Source organism: Methylobacterium sp. 13MFTsu3.1M2 (genome assembly GCF_900112625.1).
Lineage (GTDB): Bacteria > Pseudomonadota > Alphaproteobacteria > Rhizobiales > Beijerinckiaceae > Methylobacterium.
The window spans coordinates 48,239-67,106 of record NZ_FOMM01000027.1 but is presented as its reverse complement, the minus strand read 5'-3'; the positions used below and the strand labels follow the sequence as shown (position 1 = coordinate 67,106).

Below are 18,868 nucleotides of genomic sequence, written 5' to 3'. Positions count from 1 at the left end.
GACCCGTCCCATGTCCCAGGCCGGCAAGCCCCATTCCGATCTCGCCCATTCCGATCTCGCCCAGACCATCGAAGCCGCCTGGGACGACCGCGCCAACGTGTCGACCGCCACCAAGGGCGCGGTGCGCGAGGCGGTCGAGGCGGCCCTGGAGCTGCTCGATTCGGGTAAGGCCCGCGTCGCCGAGAAGTCGGGCAACCACGACTGGGTGGTGAACCAGTGGCTGAAGAAGGCGGTGCTGCTCTCCTTCCGCCTCAACGACATGGCGACGATCGAGGGCGGCCCCGGCGGCGCGCCCTGGTGGGACAAGGTCGCGTCGAAATTCGCCGGCTGGGGCGAGGCCGAGTTCCGCGCCGCGGGCCTGCGCGCCGTGCCGGGCTGCTTCGTGCGCCGGGGCTCCTACATCGCTCCCGGCGCCGTGCTGATGCCGAGCTTCGTCAATCTCGGCGCCCATGTCGGCGAGGGCACGATGGTCGACACCTGGGTGACGATCGGCTCCTGCGCGCAGGTCGGGAAGAACTGCCACATCTCGGGCGGCGCCGGCATCGCCGGCGTCTTGGAGCCGCTCCAGGCCAACCCGGTGATCATCGAGGACGACTGCTTCATCGGCGCCCGCGCCGAGGTGGCGGAGGGCGTCATCGTCGGCCAGGGCAGCGTCCTGTCCATGGGCGTCTATATCGGCGCCTCCACCAAGATCGTCGACCGGACCACCGGCGAGGTCATGTACGGCCGGGTGCCGCCCTACTCGGTGGTCGTCTCGGGCACGATGCCCGGCAAGGCGCTGCCGGACGGCACGCCGGGCCCGGGCCTCTACTGCGCGGTGATCGTCAAGCGCGTCGATGCCGGCACGCGGTCCAAGACCGCCATCAACGAGCTGCTGCGCACCTGATTCATCCGGGACCTGGCGGGAGCGCGATGGAGACGTCCGAGCTGACCCTGACGGTGGCGGGCCGGACGGTGCCGACCCCCTGCGACCGGATCGGGGCGGGGCCGGACGCGCTCCTGCTCCCGGCCCTGTCGACCATCTCGGCGCGGGCCGAGATGCGCGGCCTCGCCGGCCGCCTCGGGACGGAGTACCGCTGCCTCGTCCCCGACTGGCCGGGCTTCGGTGCCCGGCCGCGGGCGCGGGTCCCCCTCGCCCCGGCGACCTTCCACGCCTTCCTGGACGCCCTGCTGGCGGCCGCGCCCGGCCCCTACGCCCTCGGCGTCGCGGCCGGCCACGCCGCCGGCTACCTCGTGGCGGCGGCGCGGCGCCACCCGGGGGCATTCGGGCGGCTGGTCCTGGTGGCCCCGACCTGGCGGGGACCGCTGCCCACCGCGATGCCGGGGCGGGCGCACTGGTTCCCGCGCATCCGACGGGCCGTGGAGGCCCCGATCCTCGGCGAGGCGCTCTACCGGATCAACATCAGCCCGCCGATCATCGGCCGGATGATGCGCGCCCACGTCTACGCCGACGCGGCCCGGGTCACCCCGGCGGTGATCCGCGACAAGCACGCCATCACCCGCCAGCGCAACGGCCGCTTCGGCACCGCCGCCTTCGTCACCGGCGGCCTCGACCCGGTGGGCAGCCGCGACGCCTTCCTGGCCCTGTTCGGCGACGGCCTGCCGCCGACCCTGGTGCTGCGCCCCGCGGGCGCCCCGCGGCGCTCGGGCGCCGAGATGGACGCCCTCGTCGCCGGCGGCCGCGTGACCGCCGCCGCGATCCCCGGCGCCCTGAGCCCGCACGAGGAGCATCCGGACGCCGTGGCCGCCGCGATCCGGGCGGCGTGAGCGCGGCGCGTGTGACAAGCGGCCCGGATCGCCGCCGCCCCGCCCTGGACAGGCGTGTGTGCCTGTGCAGGGACTGAACGGGCCGGCTGAGCCGTTCCTCCGGCAGCGGGCGCGCCCCGCAGATTCCATCCGAGAGAGTCCCGGATCCGATGCTGCGCACGCCGTCCCTGCCCCTCCTCGCCCCGGCCGCCCTCGCCCTCCTCCTGGCCGCCGCGGCCCGCGCCGAGGATTCCCCCCGCCCTGCCCCCTCGGCCCCCCCGGCAACACCGGCGGCCCCGTCCCTCGGCGCCGACACGCTGAAGCCCGGCAAGCCGGCCGTGAAGCCCTATCTGGCCGACGGGGCGGTGCCGGACGCCGTCCAGTTCCTGCCCTCCCCGCCGGCCCACGACGCGCCCCTCGACAAGGCCGACCGGGCGGCCTTCAACAGCACCCGCGCCCTCAAGGGGTCGCCGCGCTGGGAGCTGGCCGCCAACGACGTGTCCGAGGGCGCCGCCGCCGTTCTGGAGAACTTCGCCTGCGTGCTCGGCACCCGGATCGATCAGGCGCGGGTGCCGGCGGTGATCAACCTCCTGGAGCGCGCCCGTCTCGATCTCGCCCGGGCGACGCGGGGACCCAAGGTCCATTACCGGCGCCTCCGCCCGTTCGTCGGCAACGAGGCGCCCATCTGCGTGCAGCGCAGCCAGGCCCTGGCCGACAGCTTCAGCTACCCGTCGGGCCACGCCACGCAGGGCTGGGCCTACGCGCTGATCCTCGCGTCCCTGGTGCCCGAGAAGGCGACCCCGATCCTGGCCCGCGGCCGGGCCTACGGCGAGAGCCGGATCGTCTGCGGCGTGCACTGGCTCAGCGACGTGGCCGCGGGACGCCTGACCGGCACCGCGGTCTTCGCCACCCTGATGGGCGACGCGACCTTCCGCGCCGATCTCGACAAGGCCCGCGCCGAGCTTCGCGGCGCCCTCGCCAGTCCCGGGACGGTTCCCGATCAGGCCGCCTGCACCCGGGAGGCGACCGCCCTGCGGGAGCCGCCACTGGAGTTCTAGGCGCGAACGATTGTAGATTTGAACGCTTCCAAGTGTGTGATTTACAACACGTTTTCGGCTTGATCGAGCGGCCGTGATCGATGGTACGGGAGCCCCGGGCGCCGTGTAGAGGCGCGTTCGTGGGTCACCGATGTCGTTTCGTTCCGCTCCGTCCGGTCTGCTCCTCGCCACCACCGCGCTGACCACCGTCGCCCTCGTTCCGGCGGCCGCCGCCCAGGGCGCCGCCGTCCAGCTCGACGAGATCTCCGTGGAGGCCGCCCGCCCGGCCGCCGCGGCCCCGACGGGCGTCGGCGGCGGCGGCGGCAATGTCAGCCGCGGCGACGGCGGCGGCGCGGCCACCAGCGGCGGCGGCGGCGGCCCCTCCGGCGTCACCGGCTACGTGGCGCGCGTGAGCCCCGCGGCGACCAAGACCAACACGCCCCTGCTCGAGACCCCGCAATCGGTCTCGGTGGTCACCCGCGAGCAACTCAACGACCGCAACGTGCAGGATCTGGCCCAAGCGATCGCCTACACGCCGGGCGTGTCGAGCAGCGTGTTCGGCTTCGATCCCCGCTACGATGCCTTCTACATCCGCGGCTTCAGCGCGACCTACAACGGCATCTTCCGCGACGGCCTGCGCCTCAATGCCGTCGGCCTGACGATCCCGCGCAGCGAGCCCTACGGGCTGGACGCGGTCACCATCCTGAGGGGTCCGGCCTCGGGCCTCTACGGTCTCGGCTCGCCCGGCGGCATCGTCGACTCGACCTCGAAGCGCCCGGTCTTCGTACCCTTCGGAGAGGTGCAGTTTCAGGCTGGCAACTACGACCGCTTCCAGGGCAATTTCGACATCGGCGGCCCGGTGGCGGGCACCGACGGGACGATGGCCTACCGCGTGACCGGCGTGAAGCGCCAGTCCAACACCTACCTGCCCGGCGGAGACGACGACCGCACCTTCATCGCCCCGTCCTTCACGTGGCGCCCGGATTCCGACACCAGCTTCACCTTCCTCAGCGAGTATTTCGAGTCGCGCTTGCCGGGAACGTCCTTCTTCTACAACGATCCGGGCTTCCGGGTGACCAATTTCTACTCCGGCGATCCGGCGCTCAACCAGTACAAGCAGCAGCAGTATCGCGTCGGCTACGCCTTCGAGCACAAATTCTCGCCGGATCTGATCTTCCGTCAGAACTTTCGCTACTACGACGTTCGCGCGGATTACGATTACACCTCGATCACGGGGCTGAACCCGGCCCGGACCCTGGGCGCGCGGACGGCCGGCGCCTACCTGGACACGCTGGGCCAGATCTCCCTCGACAACCAGCTCGAGGGCCGCTTCACCACCGGTCCGATCCAGCACACCCTGATCGGCGGGGTCGATTACGCCCATTACGACTACACGCGCGCCTTCGGTTTCGGGGCCGCGCCGGACCTCAACCTCCTGACCTTGAACTACGGGCAGCAGGTCATCGCCCGGCCGCGCTACACGAACTTCCAGAGCCAGGCGCAGGATCAGATCGGCGCCTACTTGCAGGATCAGGCCAAGCTCGGGCGCTTCGTGCTGACCCTCACCGGCCGGCACGACTGGGTCTTCCAGAACACGAGCGACCGGACGGCCGGCACGGTCGCCGACCAGACCGATCGGGCCTTCTCGGGCCGCATCGGCCTGAATTACCTGCTCACCGACTTCCTGGGGCCCTACGCGAGCTACGCCACGACCTTCACGCCGCAGGTCGGCGTCGACGTGAACGGGAACCCGTTCAAGGCCGCGACCGGCGACCAGATCGAGGCCGGCGTGAAGGCGGCCATCCCGAACACCAACATCACGACGTCGTTCTCAGGGTTCGACATCGTGCAATCGTCGCTCCTGCGGCAGGATCCCAACAACATCGCCAATCAGGTCGCGACCGGGTCGGTCGAGTCGAAAGGGTTCGAGGCCGAGCTGACGGCGAACTTCGCGCTGGGAACCAACCTGACGCTGTCCTACACCCACCTCAACCTTCGCTATCTGCGCCAGACCTCCCTGGTCACCGGGCGGCCGATCGACGGCAACGCCCTCTCGGGGATCCCGGGCGACAGCTTCACCGCCTTCGGGACCTATCAGTTCGCGCCCGGCTCGCCGCTGGCCGGCCTGCAACTGGGCGGCGGCATCCGCTACGCCGGGACGAGCTTCGCCGACGACGAGAACACCGTCCGCAACCCGACCGTGACCCTGTTCGACGCGCTGGTCGCCTACGATTTCGCGGCCCTCGACCCGAAGTACAGGGGCTTCCGCGCGCAGATCAACGCGTCCAACATCTTCGACCGCAGCTACACGACCTGCCAGGCCGGGTTCTGCTACCGCGGCGCGCCCGCGACGGTCATCGGCAGCCTGATCTACCGCTGGTAATGTCCGGGAGCGGGGGCCGCGGCATGGCAGGTCCCCGCCCCCGGCACTGGAGCCGGGATCGGAAACCGTCCTAAGGCCGGAGCATCGTCCTCCGACCCGGACCCGCCATGCTCTCGACCCTGCTGGTCGTGCTGCCGATCTTCGCGCTGATCTTCGCCGGCTGGCTGGCCCGGCGCGTCGGCGTGCTCGGGGCCGCCGCCACCACCGAACTCAACCGGTTCGTGGTCTTCCTGGCCCTGCCGGCGCTGCTGTTCGACGTGACCGCGCACGCCCACTGGAGCACCATCTGGAAGCCCGGCTTCATCGGGGCCTTCGGACTCAGCAGCCTCGCGATCTTCGCCCTCGCCGTGCTGATCCGCGGCGAGGCGGGGCGGCCGCTGGCCGACGCCGCGGTCGACGGGCTCAACGCCGGCTACGCCAATACCGGCTTCATGGGCTTCCCGCTGGCGCTCGTCGCCTTCGGGCCGGAGGCGCTCGCGCCCACCACAGTGGCGGCGATCCTCACGGTCTGCGGGGTCTTCGCGGTGGCGATCGTGCTCATCGAGACCGGTCTGCGGCGCGAGGCGGCCGCGTCGGGGAGGGGCGGCGGGGCGCGCCGGCCCGTGTGGTGGACGGTCGGCCGCTCGCTGGTGCGCAACCCGCTGCTGGTGGCACCGGCGCTGGGCGCGCTGGTGCCGAGCGCCGGCCTCGCCGTGCCGGACGCGGTGGCCACGTTCCTGAAGCTCCTCGGCGGCGCGGCGGCGCCCTGCGCCCTGGTGGCGCTCGGCCTGTTCCTGGCCCAGCCCCGACAGACCGGGGGCGGGCAGGGGCGCACCGCCGCGCTGCTCGTCGGCCTGAAGCTGGTGCTCCACCCGCTCCTGGCCTACGGCCTCGGCCGCTACCTGTTCGACCTGCCCCCGCTCCTGCTGCACACCGCGGTGCTCATGGCCGCCCTCCCCACCGGCACCGGGCCGTTCATGCTGGCGGAGTTCTACCGGCGCGAGGCCGACCTGACCGCCACCGTGGTGCTGGTCTCGACCGTGCTGGCCGTCGTGACGGTCTCGGCCTACCTCGCGGCGATCGCCTAGGCGGCCCGGTGATCCCGGGCTCTCCGGCCGGCCGCGGCCTCACATTCGGAAACCGGGCGACCACGCTCTTGCCGCAGAGGAATCGTAACGTTTGCCCCGTAGCGTCGTGGCGCGGAACGCCGTGTCCGCGCTAGAACGATCCGACAGGCAGGGGCGGAACGACGGCGGATGGTGGGTTCGGGAGTTTCCATCGCGGGGCGGATCGCCCGCCTCGCCTGTGCGACCGGCCTGGCGCTGAGCCTCTCGGCCTGCTTCCGGCCGCTCTACGGGCCGACCGCATCGGGGGAATCCGTCCAGGCCCTGCTCGCCTCGGTCCAGGTCGACGACGTCGCGATGGCCCAGGGCCAGGAGCGCCTCGGCCACTACCTGCGCAGCGAGCTGGTCTTCGACCTCGACGGGTCCGGCCACCCGGCGACCAAGCGCTACCGGCTGAAGCTCTCGGGCTCCGAGATCGTGCAGACCCCGATCGTCTCCTCCACCACCGGCCGCGCCGAGGCCGGCACCCTGGTGGCCAACATCAAGTATAGCCTCGAGGATATGGGCGGCACCAAGGTCTACACCGAGGGCGTCGCCACCTCGACCGCGACCTACGACCGCTCGGTGCAGCGCTTCGCCAGCCAGCGGGCGGCGCGGGACGCTGAGATCCGTCTGGCCAGCGTGCTGTCCGACCAGATCAAGAGCCGCCTCGCCGCCGTCCTCTCGACGAAGCCGTAATCCGACGTGACGGCGGTCAAGGCCGGCGAGATCGAGGGGCTGATCCGGCGCGGGCCCGATCCGCGCATCCCCGTCATCCTGGTCTTCGGGCCGGATACCGGTCTGGTGACCGAGCGGGCCCGGAAGCTCGCGGAGGATTTCGTCGACGACCCGGCCGACCCGTTCGCGCTGGTGCGGATCGACGGCGACGCCCTCGCCTCCGATCCGGGCCGGCTGTGCGACGAGGCCGGGACCCTGGGGCTGTTCGGCGGCAGGCGGTCGATCTGGGTCCGGCCCGGCACCCGCAACTACGCGCCGGCCGTCGAGGCCGTGCTGGGCGCGGCGGTCGCCGACGCCCGCATCGTGGTGGAGGCCGGTGACCTCGCCAAGAACAACCCGCTCCGCACCCTCTGCGAGCGCTCGCCGAAGGCGCTCGCGATTCCCTGCTACGCCGACGACGAGCGGACCCTCTCGGACCTGATCGAGCGCACCCTCCAGGAGCGCGGCCTGCGCATCGACCGCGCCGCCCGGGAGGTCCTGGCCCGCAGCCTCGGCGGCGACCGCCGGGCGAGCCTGATGGAGATCGAGAAGCTCGCCCTCTACGCCGCGGGGGAGGGGGACAGGACCGTGACCCTCGAGCACGTGGAGGCCGTCACCAGCGACGTCGCGGCGAGCGTGCTCAACACCCTGATCGACGCCGCCTTCGACGGCCGCCGCGACGCGGTGGAGCGCGACTACCGCCGCTTCCGGCACGAGGGTCTCGACCCGGGGGTGGTGCTGAGCTCGGCGCTGCGGCATGCCCTGACGCTGCTCACCACCCGCCTCGACAATCCCGACAAGACGCCCGCCATGATGGTCGCGACGTGGCGGGGCCTGCATTTCAAGCGCAGGGCCAGCATCGAGGGCCAACTCGGCGCGTGGCCGGCCGGAACGCTCCGTCAGGCCGTGGCGGCCCTGCAGGAGGCGATCCTGGCCTGCCGGCGGGCGCAGCCCGACCTGGCCCACGCGCTGGCCTCGGCGGCCCTCCTGCGGGTCGCGGAGGCGGGCGCGCGGCGGCGGCGCTAGGGCGCCTCGTCGGGGGAGGGCGGTCGCACCGTACCCGCAGAGGAGGCGGGAAACGTTGCCACGACCGGCCGGACCGTCCTGCGCGGCAGCCGGACGACCGGCCCGGAGGGCTGGGTCCGGTTCGAGGCGATCTGTCACGGCTGGCAGGCGGTTCGCGCCGCGCGTGTCTCCGTCGAGGTGTTCCTGGACGGGCGCACATGCTCCCCGGGCGGATCGACTTCCCCGACGCGCCGAGAGGGTTCCTCTGCACGCAGGTGCCGGCCTGTCGCGGTCGCGGCGGCGAACGCCTCGTGATCGACGCCGGCGCCCCCCTCGCGGCCGCGGATCCCGACCGGCGGGCTTCCTGCGCCGCGCAGGAGGTGCGCGACCGGTCTCGCGCCACGCTGATGCTCGGAGTCGATCCCGGCCGAGTCGACCCCGGCCGAGGCGCTGCGGGGCGGGGTCCCAGCGGCGCGCCGCCGGGACCGTCCGGACCAGCCGGCCTCCCGGCTCGCCGCACTCGTGCCGGGCCTGCGACGGACCCGCCGAGGCGGCGCCTTCGTCCGGAGGCGGCCTTCAGGCGTCCGAGACCTTGAACCGGTTGAGGAGGGCCTGCAGCTCGTCCTGGGTCTCGTAGCGGATGCGGATCTCGCCCGAATCGGCGTCCTTGGGCTTGTAGGAGACTGGGACGCCGAGGGCCCGGTGGATCCGCAGTTCCAGGTCGCGCACCGTCGCGGGGCGCTCGGCCGAGAGGCGCGGGCGCCCGGGGCGGGGCGTCTCGGCCGGGGCGGCCTCCGCGGAGGCGATCGCCTCCACGTCCCGGACCGACAGGCTCTCGGCCACGACGCGCCGCGCCGTCGCCTCCGGATCGCGCACGGCCAGCAGCGCGCGCGCGTGGCCGGCGGTCAGCTCGCCCGCGGTGACCCGCTCCTGCACGGACAGCGGCAGGTTGAGCAGCCGGAGCGTGTTGGCGAGGTGGCTGCGGCTCTTGCCGAGGATCTCGGCCAGCTCCTTCTGGGTGTACGAGAAATCCTTCATCAGGCGCTCGTAGCCGGACGCCTCCTCGATCGCGTTGAGGTCGGTGCGCTGGACGTTCTCCAGGATGGCGAATTCCAGGGAGCCGCGGTCATCGATCTCGACCACCACCACCGGCACCTCGTCGAGGCCGGCGCGCTGGGCGGCCCGCCAGCGCCGCTCGCCGGCCACGATCTCGAAGGTCCCGGGCACGTCGCCGATCGGGCGGACCACGATCGGCTGGATGATGCCCCGCTGGCCGATCGAGGCCGCCAGCTCGGACAGCTCCGTCTCGGCGAAGCTCCGGCGCGGGTTGCGCGGGTTGGCGCGCAGGAACTCGATCGGGACCCGGCGCTGCTCCTCGGCCTTGGCCGAGGCCTTGCCCGCCTCGTTGAAGTCACCGATCAGCGCCGCGAGCCCGCGCCCCAGTCGAGGCTTCGCCCCCTCCTCCGCCATGATCGCCACCCGTGTCACGCTCCACACTCGCCCCTCGAACCGGGAGGGGGACTCAAACCCGTCAGGCCGCGGCCGGAACCCGGCCCTCACGCTGGATCACCTCCGAGGCGAGGCGCAGGTAGGCCTGACTGCCGGCGCATTTCAGGTCGTACAGCAGCGCCGGCTTCCCGTGCGAGGGCGCCTCGGAGATCCGGACGTTGCGGGGGATTACGGTCTCGTAGACCTTGTCGCCCATGAACCCGCGCACGTCCGCCACGACCTGGGCGGAGAGGTTGTTGCGCGGGTCGAACATCGTCAGCACGATGCCCTGGATCGTCAGCTTCGGGTTCAGGGCGCCGCGGACCTGCTCCACGGTGCGCAGCAGCTGGCTGAGGCCCTCCAGGGCGAAGAACTCGCACTGCAGCGGCACCAGCACCGCGTCGGCGGCGGCCAGCGCGTTGATGGTCAGCAGGTTGAGCGAGGGCGGGCAGTCGATCAGCACGTAGCTGATCCGGCTGAGGCTCGGCGCCTGGGTCAGGCTCTTCAGCACGCCGCGCAGCCGGTGCGCCCGATCGGGGAGGGTGGCCAGCTCCAGCTCCAGGCCGAGGAGGTCCATGGTCGACGGCGCCAGCGACAGCCGCGGCACGGCGGTGGGGACCACGGCCTGCGCCAGGGAGGCCTCGCCGGCCATGACCTCGTAGGTCGAGACCCGGCGCTTGGCGCGGTCGATCCCGAGACCCGTGGAGGCGTTGCCCTGCGGGTCAAGATCGACGACCAGCACGTCCTCGCCGATCGCCGCCAGGGCGGTGCCGAGGTTGATCGCCGTCGTGGTCTTGCCGACGCCGCCCTTCTGGTTGGCGAGCGCCAGAACGCGCAGAGGGCGTCGCATGGATGAATCCATGGACCTGTCGGCGGGGTCGCCGAGGATCGCTTCGCTCATCGGTGGCTCGGGGCGGCGAGGGCAGTGACGCGCACGATCCGGGCTTCGGAATCGGTCCGGCTCGGCACGAGGTCGTTAACGACTCTCCACTGCGCGCCGGCCTGGGTCAATTCGGCTTGTACGTCCCGCCCCTTCGGAAACAGGCCGGTGGTGCCCGTTTTCAACAGAGGCTCCGTCCAGGCGAGGAGCTGCGCCATCGGGGCGACGGCGCGGGCGCAGACGACGTCGGTCCCGACATACTCGCCGATCACCGCCTCGATCCGGGCATTGCGCACCCGGGCCGGCGCCCCGGTGAGCCGGGCGGTCTCGGTGAGGAACGCGCATTTGCGCGCGTTGCTCTCCACGAGATCGACCCGGACGCCGCGCTCCTGGCCGGCAATGGCCAGGATCAGGCCCGGTATCCCGGCGCCGGAGCCGAGATCGAGCCACGTGCGGGCCTCCGGCGCGAGGTCGAGGAGCTGCAGCGCGTCGTCGATGTGGCGGCTCCAGACCTCCGCCAGCGTCGCGGGGCCGACGAGGTTCTTGATCGGCTGCCAGCGCCGCAGCTGCGCCACGTAGAGGTCGAGCCGCTCCGCTGTTTCACGTGAAACACCGGCCGCCGCCAGGATACGGGCGCGATCCGGATCGCTCATGCCGGGAGCCGGTCCGCGGGGGTCGACGCCGCGCGCGCGCCGCGCCGCGCGTGGGCGGCCAGCAAGGTGAGGGCGGCCGGCGTCACGCCCTCGATCCGCGCCGCCTGCCCCAGGGTCCCGGGGCGCACGGTCTCGAGCTTCACCCGCATCTCGTTCGAGAGGCCGCTGATCGCCGCGTAGTCCAGCCCCGCCGGCAGGCGCACGGCCTCGTCCCGGCGGAAGGCCGCGATGTCGGCGTCCTGCCGGTCGAGATAGACCGCGTAGGTCGCGTCGGTCTTCATCCGGTCGGCGATCCGCGGGGCGACCTCGGCGAGGTCCGGCCACACCGCCGCCAGGTCGGACCAGCCGATCTCCGGGTAGGCGAGGAGCTGAAAGCCGGTGCGGCGGATGCCGTCGCGGTTCAGGACGATCCCGTGGGCCGCGGCCTGGCTCGGCGTCAGGCTCACCGCGTCGAGGCGGGCGCGCGCCGCGTCGAGCGCCGCCTGCCCGGCCGCGAAATGGGCCGCCCTGTGTCCTCCGACGCAGCCCAGCGCGATCCCGCGCGGCGTCAGCCGGGCGTCGGCGTTGTCGACCCGCAGGGACAGCCGGTACTCCGAGCGCGAGGTGAACATCCGGTACGGCTCGCTGACTCCCTGGGTCACGAGGTCGTCGATCATCACGCCGAGATACGACTCGGCCCGGTCGAAGCCCGCGATGCCGAGGCCGCCCGCGTGCCGGGCGGCGTTGAGGCCGGCCACCAGCCCCTGGCCGGCGGCCTCCTCGTAGCCCGTCGTGCCGTTGATCTGGCCGGCCAGGAACAGGCCCGGCAGGCTCTTCACCTGAAGGCCGACGTCGAGTTCCCGGGGGTCCACGTAATCGTACTCGATGGCGTAGCCCGGCCTCAGGATCGCGGCCCGCTCCAGCCCGGGGATCAGGCGGACGAGGTCGTGCTGCACCTCTTCGGGCAACGCCGTGGAGATGCCGTTCGGGTAGATCGTCGGGTCGTCGAGACCTTCGGGCTCCAGGAAGATCTGGTGCCCCTCCCGGTCGCCGAAGCGCACGACCTTATCCTCGATCGACGGGCAGTAGCGCGGGCCCCGGCTGGCGATGCCGCCGGAATACATCGGCGAGCGGTGCAGGTTGGCGCGGATCAGGTCGTGGACGGCCCGGCTCGTCCGCGTGATGCCGCAGCGGATCTGCGGAGTCGTGATCCGCTCGGTCAGCGTCGAGAACGGCACCGGCTCGGCGTCGGCCTCCTGCATCTCCAAGCCGGACCAGTCGATGGTCCGCCCGTCGAGGCGCGGGGGCGTGCCGGTCTTCAGGCGCCCGAGGCGGAGGCCGATCCGGTCGAGGGTCCGCGCCAGCCCGACCGCCGGCGCCTCGCCGACGCGGCCCGCCGGGATCTGCCGCTCGCCGATATGGATCAGGCCGCGCAGGAACGTGCCGGTGGTTAGTACAACCGCGCCGCAGGCGAGGGTTCGGTCGTCGGCAAGGACGAGGCCGCGGAGGCGGCCCTCGGCGTCGAAGGCCAGATCCTCGCAGGCGCCGGCGATGACCGTCAGCCCCTCGGTCCCGGCCACGGCCGCCTGCATGGCGGCCGCGTAGAGCTTGCGGTCGGCCTGGGTCCGGGGGCCGCGCACCGCCGGACCCTTGCGGCGGTTGAGCAGGCGGAACTGGATGCCGGCCGCGTCGGCGACCCGGCCCATCAGCCCGTCCAGGGCATCGACCTCGCGGACGAGGTGGCCCTTGCCGAGGCCGCCGATCGCCGGGTTGCAGGACATCGCCCCGATCGTCGCCGGATCGTGGGTGACCAGCGCGGTGCGCGCGCCGCAGCGCGCCGCGGCGGCGGCGGCCTCGACGCCGGCATGGCCGCCGCCGACGACCGCGACGTCGAACCGGGCGGAGGAGGGGGTGAGCATCGGGTACCGAGCAGCCTTTCGCGGACATCCCGCCGCGGGTGCGAGGAGCGCCCCGGGCCGTGCACGGCGGGTGGGCGCGGGACCGGCGGATCTGCCGGGAGGTCTAAGCGCGCGAAGGCGCGCGGGTCAACGCGTCCCGCCCGCCGCAACGACGCCCCTCCGCCGGCGGCGGCGGATCCTCTGAATGCGGTATTCAGAACGCCCGCCGCGCGAAGATCTGTCGTTCCCGCGCCCATTGCTGTCGCGGATCCCGCGAGGACTTGGGCGTCGCGTCTTGCCAGCCTCTCCGGGCCGTGTAAATCTTGCGCCGTGACGCGATCCTGTGCGGACAACGCCGTCCGGCAGGCCCACGAGAGGGACCATTTTCGCCGCGCCGCCGAGCGACGCGCGAGGAGGAGACTCGAGATGTCGTCGCTGACAATCGGCCTGGGCGCCGCCTGTTGCGCGGCCGGCGCCGCCGCCCATTTCCTCGACCGCACCCGGCGCAAGGAAGGCCTGTTCGGCCTCGCGGGCTTCGCCCTGCTCCTGACCGGGATGTTCCTGAGCCGCTCCTGAGGAGGGGGCCCGGGGGCACGTCGTCTCGGGCCAGACTTCCCGCCAGGCTTCTCGGCCGAGCGTCGCGCCGGCCGGGATGACCGCACCGCGCGCGCGGACAGCCACACGGTGCCTCCCGCGGCCCGCGAACGTGGGACGCCGAGCCGGCTCAGCCGGTCATGGCCGTCGCTGTGTAGCCGGCCTTGGTCAGGGCCTCGGCGATGGTCAGCGCCTGCGCGTCGGTGCGGATCGCCACGCGCGCGGCGTCCCGGTCGACCTGCACGTCGGCCGCGGGGTCGATCCGCTTCACCGTGCGGGTCACCGCGGCGGCGCAGCCGTCGCAGGTCATGCCCTCGACCCGCATCAGCAGGTCGGCGCGCGTCTCGTCCATCGGGGCCTCCATAACCGCTTCCCCGGGATGTCGGGGCCCGGCGGGGCCGGCGCAAGCCGGGTGTCGGCTCAGAACAGCGCCGGCATGCGGAAGGCGTAATCGATGCGTAGGCCGAACTGATACTGGTTGGGGTTGCCGAACGGGCGCCGCACCAGCGGGCTGTCGCCGGAGGCGCCTAGGATCCGGGTGTAGCCGGCATAGGCCGTGTAGGCCCAGGTCTCGCTCTGCGTGTAGGTCACGCCGCCGAGCACGCCGGCCGAGTAGAAGCTGCGCGGATCGTAGGGGGTGACGCGCCCGTTCAGCGCCGCCTCGATCGGCGAGACGCCGAAGTACTTCCGGGCGTAGCTGGCATCGCCGACATTGAGGCGCGGCCCGATGGAGAACAGGAACTTCTCCGCCGGGATCAGGTAGTCGGCCGCCACCGAGCCGACCGTTCCGTGGTGCCCGTAGACGCCCTGGCGCAGCTCGACGCGGGTCCGAATGAACGAGACCGGGTAGAACTCCGCGAACACGCCGGGCTCCACGGCGAAGCGGGCGTCGCGGAAACCGTACAGGTGGCGCCGGTCGTCGCCGTAGTAGCGCCCCGGCACGAAGCGCGCGGTCGGGCCGATGCGGAACGACTCGGTGTCGAAGAGCGAGAAGCTGAACCCGTCATCCGGCGTCGAGAAGCGGCGCGGCTCGCCGACCCGGCGGATGTCGATCGACGGGTAGCCGACGGCCGTGTAGTCGCTCGCGCCCGGATAGCGCGGCACGGCCTGGATCGAGCCGCTCAGCGTGACGATCCAAGTGTTGGGATCGACCATCGCGAAGGTCGGCGTCGTGCGCGGAAGATCCGCGCCGAGATCCGCGGCCCGCGGCGCCGTCGTGCCGAGGGTCGCGAGGAGCGCGCCGGCGCCGAGAACGGCGCGAAATCGGGGAGTACGCGGGGGGGCGGGCGTCATGGCCACGCTTTATGATCCTTTTTCATCCCGTCCGCATTCGCAAGCCGCGCAACCCTCCCCGGATCGCCCCGCAATCGGGTCCGCCGTGATGAATCCGCAACGTTCCAGCGGGCGCGGGCGTCACACCGCCCGGAATTAACAGGCGGCAGCGCCCCATCGCGGTCCCCGAGCCTTGCCGGGCGGGGTGCGGGCGGCCAATGATCCTGCGATTCGGTTCGCGCCCGGTGGGGATCGCTCGGGATGTCCCCCGGCGACCGGCGCGCGTTCCTGGCAGGTGTTCAGACGATGGTCCCGGTCCTCGGCCGGTACGCGGGGCTGCTGACGGTCGGCCTTCTCGGGCTCGTCGTTCTCGGGCCGCTCGCGGTGTTCCTGCCGCTCTGGAGTGCCCTGACGCTCGGCGCCGCGGCCGCCCTGGCGGGCGGTCTCGCCCTGACCCGTATCGCCACCCTCAAGGCGCGCTGCGAGAAGCTGTCCGGCGAGGTCGATCTGCTGTCCCGGCGCCTGCTCAAGGTCGAGACGGCGGCCGCGACCGCGGCGGCCCAGCCGCGGCCCGAGACCGCCGAGGCCGCCCTGCGCGCCCAGATCGAGGAACTGACCGTCGAGTTTGGGCTCCTCAGCGGGATCGTCCGCGACCTCACCACGGTCGTGAGCGCCCAGGATGCCGAGATCGCGGGCCTCAAGGCGAGGCCGGAGATCGCGCCCGAGATCAGGCCCGCGATCGCACCCGCCGAGGCGCCCCGGCCCCTGCCCGCGGTGCCCGGCGCAGCCCTTCCGGATACCGCAGCGGCCCCGTCGCCGCAGCCCGTGCCGGTACCGCCTCCGCAGGTTCAGGCCGCCCCGCTCGAGCAAGTCCCGCCCCGGTCTCAGCTCGCCCCGGCCTCGGCCCCGTCCGTCCCGGCGCGGCCGATCCCGCCGCGGCCGATCCCGCCCCGGCCCGCAATCCCCCCCGCGGACGAGGGCGCGATCGTCGCGGCCTTCGAGGGGGACGGTCTGGAGATCCATCTGCAGCCGGTGGTCACCCTGCCGCAACGCAAGGTGGTGGCCTACGAGGCGCTGGCCCGGCTGCGGATCGGCGGCCCCGGCGCGCCGCCGGCCGAGCCCGAGGTTTTCCTGCCGGTGCTGGAGCGCTACGGGCGCACCACCGAGCTCGACCGCCGCATGCTGCAGCGGGCCACGATCGTGGCGCGCCACCTCGCCCGGCGCGGCAGCGAGACCCTCCTGACCTACGGGCTGTCGCCGCTGTCGCTGTTCGAGCCCGGCCTCCTGCGCGAGCTGGCCCGCACGGCCGCTGACGACCCGGCCCTGGCCGGCCTGACCATCGCGCTGCCGCAGGAGAGCTGGCGCCGTCTCGATGCCGGCCAGCGGGGCCTGCTCGCACCCCTGCAGGGCCGGATCGGGTTCAGCCTCGACCGCCCGGACGACCTCCGCTTCGACGCCGCCGAACTCGCGGCGCTCGGCATCGGGCAGGTCAAGGTGCCGGCGGAGATGCTGCTCCGGCCCGGCGCGGGCCGCGGCAGCCTGTCGGACATCGCCCTGGAGGACACCGCGCCGGCCCTGGCCCGGGCCGGGATCCGCGTCGTCGCCACGGGCGTCGCCGACGAGGCCGACGTCCCGGACCTGATCGACCTCGACGTGCCGTTCGCGCAGGGGACGGCCTTCGCGGCCCCGCGCCCGGTGCGCGCGGAGGTCCTGGCGACCCCGCCCGCCGAGGAGCCGACGCCCCCGCCGGAGCCGGAGCGGCGCCCGTTCCGGTCGGTCCTGCGCAGGGCCGTGTGAGAGCCCGTGTGAGGGGCCGTGCCCGGGCACGCTGCCGGCCCGGCGGTCCCCGTCACCAGTAGATCTGCAGGCGCGCGATCACCGTGTCGACCGTGAACGGGCGGGTACCCAGCGTCTCGGCCTGGGCCACCCCCGGCTGCACGCGCCCGTGCACGACGTTCCCGATCAACCGGAGGTTGGGCTCGGGATACCAGCTCAGACCGAGGGTCACGTCCTGCTCCATGCCCCCGCGGAAGCCCCGGGCGTCCAGGTCGACGGCGCTGTAGCGCGCCGCCAGCTCGAACACGCCGATCCCGCCCCGGGAGAGCCGCTGCGCCTCCGGAACCGTCACGCCTCGGAAGGTCGCGTAGGTGGTGCCGCTCTGCGGCGTCAGCGCGTAGGCGCGGCCCTCGCCGTTGAGCACCAGGGCCGCCTCGACGTAGCCGCCCTGGAAATCGAGCGCGGCGCCGGGCTGGCCGGGACCGCGGAACGGCTGCAGCGCGGCCCGGATATACTCGGCCTGCACCAGGAGCGGACCGCGGCGGTAGGCCAGCTCAGCGCCGAGGCGCGACACGCTGGCGGCATCGGGGAGGTCGCCCGTATCCACCAGGGGGCGCTCGAACAGGAAGGCGCCGGCGGGGCTGGAGAAGCTGAAGGCCCCGTCCGACCGGGACCGGCTGCGGAAGACCCCGGCGAGACCGAGATGCAGGGTCTCGTCCCCTTCCATGATCGGCGCGACGGTGGCGCGGGCCGCCACCGCGACACCGTCCCCGTCGATGCCGCTGCTGGCGGCGTTGCCGAAGACGCCGACCACCGCGGTCCAGGCCGCCCCGTGGTGCCCGGCGGCGAAGCCGAACCGGCGCTCCGGCACGAGGGCGTTGGCCACCGAGCGCTCGGCGAACAGCGTGTCGTTGTTGCTCTGCAGCCATTCCAGGCTGAAGGGCTCCTTCATGTTGCCGAGCGTCAGGATCGTGTCCGGCAGCCCCTTCCAGGCGACCAGCGCGTCGTTGATCGGCAGCATCGGGTCGGCGAAATCGTACTGGAAGGCGATCACCCAGTCGCGGCCGATCGTGAGCGTCGGCTCGATCCAGGCCCGGCGCACGGCGACGTTGTCGGGGAAGGCCTCGGGCAGGTCCGGCCGGCTGAAACCCGCCGCGCCGCCGTCGATGTGCAGCCGCCCGCCGATCCGGAGCTTCACGTCGGGCTCGGGGAAGGTGAGCGTCAACCCCTTCGCGTCGTAGCGCAGGCGCTCGCCGTAGGGGCCGGCCATCCCCTCGAACGCGTCCTCGCCGGCGCCGGCGGGGCCCGCCAGGGCGAGGGACACGGCCAGGATGGCCGGTGCGGTGCGCGTTCCGATCACGCGACCAGCAGAGAGCAGGTCGGCCGGGCGGCGCCAATCACCTGGCGCAGTGAAACCCGGAAATCCGCGCGTCGTGGCCCGGCGGCCACGACCGTCGGCGGTCGGACCGGCGCCGGCCTAGACGGCGCGATTGTCGATCAGCCGGGTCCGGCCCAGGAAGGCCGCGGCGATGACGCGGGCCGGGCCGTCGACCCGCTCCACCGGCACCAGGGTCCGGGCGTCGCAGACCGCGAGGTACTGGACGCGGAACCCCGCCGCCTCCAGCGCCGCCCGCCCGGCGGCGATCCGGCCGGCCACCGGGGTGCCGTTGCGGGAGGCGGAGGCGATCTCGGCCAGGACAGCCTGGAGCTTCGGGGCGACGGCGCGCTCCTCGGCCGAGAGGTAGCGGTTGCGCGACGACAGCGCGAGGCCGTCGGGCTCGCGCACGGTCGGCACGCCGCGGATCTCCACCGCGAGGTCGAGATCCGCGGCCACCTGCTGGAGCACGCGGAGCTGCTGGAAGTCCTTCTCGCCGAACAGGGCGACGTCCGGCCGGACCTGGTTGAGGAGCTTGGTCACCACCGTGGCGACGCCGGCGAAATGGCCGGGCCGGAACGGCCCGCACAGCCCCTCGGTCAGGCCCGCGACCTCGATCCGGGTGGCGAAGCCCGGCGGATACATGGTCTCGACGCCGGGCGTCCAGGCGGCGTCCGCGCCGGCCCCCGCCAGCAGGGCCAGATCCGCGTCGAGGTCGCGGGGGTAGCGGGCGAAATCCTCGTTCGGGCCGAACTGGGTCGGATTGACGAAGATGCTGGCCACGGTCCGGCGGCCGATCCGCCGCGCCTCGGCCACGAGGGCGAGGTGCCCGTCGTGCAGGGCGCCCATGGTCGGGATCAGGACGACGCGCTCGCCCGCCGCGCGCCACGCGGCCACGCATCCGCGCAGGGCTGCGAGGTCGCGGAAGGACTGGAAGGTCGACTCGGACACGGCACGGGCTCCGGGGGAGGGCAGGGCCGGTC

At 73.1% G+C, this 18,868-nt stretch carries 17 protein-coding genes; 9 read left to right on the top strand and 8 right to left on the bottom strand.

Going from position 1 to position 18,868, the window contains the following annotated elements; translation table 11 throughout:
• The first annotated feature begins 10 nt into the window (after window positions 1–10).
• The 7 genes from dapD (at window position 11) to holA (ending at window position 7,991) form a co-directional block, all read left to right on the top strand.
• Window positions 11–886: a 2,3,4,5-tetrahydropyridine-2,6-dicarboxylate N-succinyltransferase gene (dapD, locus tag BM314_RS24210; protein WP_020094284.1), complete on the top strand. Its 876-nt coding sequence runs from the start codon at window positions 11–13 to the stop codon at window positions 884–886.
• 26 nt (window positions 887–912) lie between these two features.
• Complete coding sequence (locus BM314_RS24205) at window positions 913–1,767, top strand: alpha/beta fold hydrolase (RefSeq protein WP_091980773.1); 855 nt, start codon at window positions 913–915, stop codon at window positions 1,765–1,767.
• 149 nt (window positions 1,768–1,916) lie between these two features.
• Window positions 1,917–2,804: an acid phosphatase gene (locus BM314_RS24200; RefSeq protein ID WP_091980771.1), complete on the top strand. Its 888-nt coding sequence runs from the start codon at window positions 1,917–1,919 to the stop codon at window positions 2,802–2,804.
• Between the two features lie 130 nt (window positions 2,805–2,934).
• Window positions 2,935–5,166 (top strand): TonB-dependent siderophore receptor, encoded by a 2,232-nt coding sequence (locus BM314_RS24195; protein WP_091980768.1) that lies wholly within the window; start codon window positions 2,935–2,937, stop codon window positions 5,164–5,166.
• A gap of 107 nt (window positions 5,167–5,273) precedes the next feature.
• Window positions 5,274–6,233, top strand: coding sequence for an AEC family transporter (locus tag BM314_RS24190; RefSeq protein WP_091980765.1), 960 nt, complete (start codon window positions 5,274–5,276; stop codon window positions 6,231–6,233).
• 168 nt (window positions 6,234–6,401) lie between these two features.
• On the top strand, window positions 6,402–6,947 hold the full coding sequence (gene lptE, locus BM314_RS24185; RefSeq protein ID WP_056533523.1) for an LPS assembly lipoprotein LptE: 546 nt from the start codon (window positions 6,402–6,404) through the stop codon (window positions 6,945–6,947).
• A gap of 6 nt (window positions 6,948–6,953) precedes the next feature.
• Window positions 6,954–7,991: a DNA polymerase III subunit delta gene (holA, locus tag BM314_RS24180; protein WP_091980764.1), complete on the top strand. Its 1,038-nt coding sequence runs from the start codon at window positions 6,954–6,956 to the stop codon at window positions 7,989–7,991.
• Window positions 7,992–8,546: 555 nt separating this feature from the next.
• Here holA and BM314_RS24175 read toward each other — a convergent pair.
• The 4 genes from BM314_RS24175 to mnmG all read right to left on the bottom strand — a co-directional run bounded on the left by BM314_RS24175 (window position 8,547) and on the right by mnmG (window position 12,889).
• Entirely contained in the window at window positions 8,547–9,440 is an 894-nt protein-coding gene (locus BM314_RS24175; RefSeq protein WP_026605106.1) for a ParB/RepB/Spo0J family partition protein, read from the bottom strand.
• Window positions 9,441–9,501: 61 nt separating this feature from the next.
• Window positions 9,502–10,359: a ParA family protein gene (locus BM314_RS24170; protein WP_020094293.1), complete on the bottom strand. Its 858-nt coding sequence runs from the start codon at window positions 10,357–10,359 to the stop codon at window positions 9,502–9,504.
• On the bottom strand, window positions 10,356–10,991 hold the full coding sequence (gene rsmG, locus BM314_RS24165) for a 16S rRNA (guanine(527)-N(7))-methyltransferase RsmG (protein WP_091980762.1): 636 nt from the start codon (window positions 10,989–10,991) through the stop codon (window positions 10,356–10,358). Before rsmG ends, BM314_RS24170 begins: the two co-directional genes overlap by 4 nt.
• Window positions 10,988–12,889 (bottom strand): tRNA uridine-5-carboxymethylaminomethyl(34) synthesis enzyme MnmG, encoded by a 1,902-nt coding sequence (mnmG, locus tag BM314_RS24160; RefSeq protein ID WP_091980760.1) that lies wholly within the window; start codon window positions 12,887–12,889, stop codon window positions 10,988–10,990. The genes rsmG and mnmG overlap by 4 nt, the downstream gene beginning before the upstream one ends.
• Window positions 12,890–13,294: 405 nt before the next feature.
• On the opposite strand from mnmG, the gene BM314_RS30745 reads away from it, so the two are divergent.
• Entirely contained in the window at window positions 13,295–13,444 is a 150-nt protein-coding gene (locus tag BM314_RS30745) for a hypothetical protein (protein WP_020094296.1), read from the top strand.
• A 148-nt stretch (window positions 13,445–13,592) separates the two neighbouring features.
• Here BM314_RS30745 and BM314_RS24155 read toward each other — a convergent pair whose 3' ends face one another.
• Entirely contained in the window at window positions 13,593–13,814 is a 222-nt protein-coding gene (locus tag BM314_RS24155; RefSeq protein WP_026605107.1) for a heavy-metal-associated domain-containing protein, read from the bottom strand.
• Window positions 13,815–13,882: 68 nt separating this feature from the next.
• The gene (locus BM314_RS24150; RefSeq protein WP_244540024.1) at window positions 13,883–14,755 is read right to left on the bottom strand and encodes a MipA/OmpV family protein; all 873 of its coding nucleotides are present in this window, start codon (window positions 14,753–14,755) and stop codon (window positions 13,883–13,885) included.
• Between the two features lie 240 nt (window positions 14,756–14,995).
• On the opposite strand from BM314_RS24150, the gene BM314_RS24145 reads away from it, so the two are divergent.
• Window positions 14,996–16,531, top strand: a complete 1,536-nt coding sequence (locus BM314_RS24145; protein ID WP_091980759.1) for an EAL domain-containing protein — start codon at window positions 14,996–14,998, stop codon at window positions 16,529–16,531.
• 52 nt (window positions 16,532–16,583) lie between these two features.
• Here BM314_RS24145 and BM314_RS24140 read toward each other — a convergent pair whose 3' ends face one another.
• Both BM314_RS24140 and panC read right to left on the bottom strand, forming a co-directional pair.
• Window positions 16,584–17,870 carry an OprO/OprP family phosphate-selective porin gene (locus tag BM314_RS24140; RefSeq protein WP_091980757.1) on the bottom strand — a complete coding sequence of 429 codons (1,287 nt, stop codon included), beginning with the start codon at window positions 17,868–17,870 and terminating at the stop codon, window positions 16,584–16,586.
• A 117-nt stretch (window positions 17,871–17,987) separates the two neighbouring features.
• On the bottom strand, window positions 17,988–18,836 hold the full coding sequence (gene panC, locus BM314_RS24135) for a pantoate--beta-alanine ligase (RefSeq protein ID WP_020094301.1): 849 nt from the start codon (window positions 18,834–18,836) through the stop codon (window positions 17,988–17,990).
• Between the last annotated feature and the right edge of the window lie 32 nt (window positions 18,837–18,868).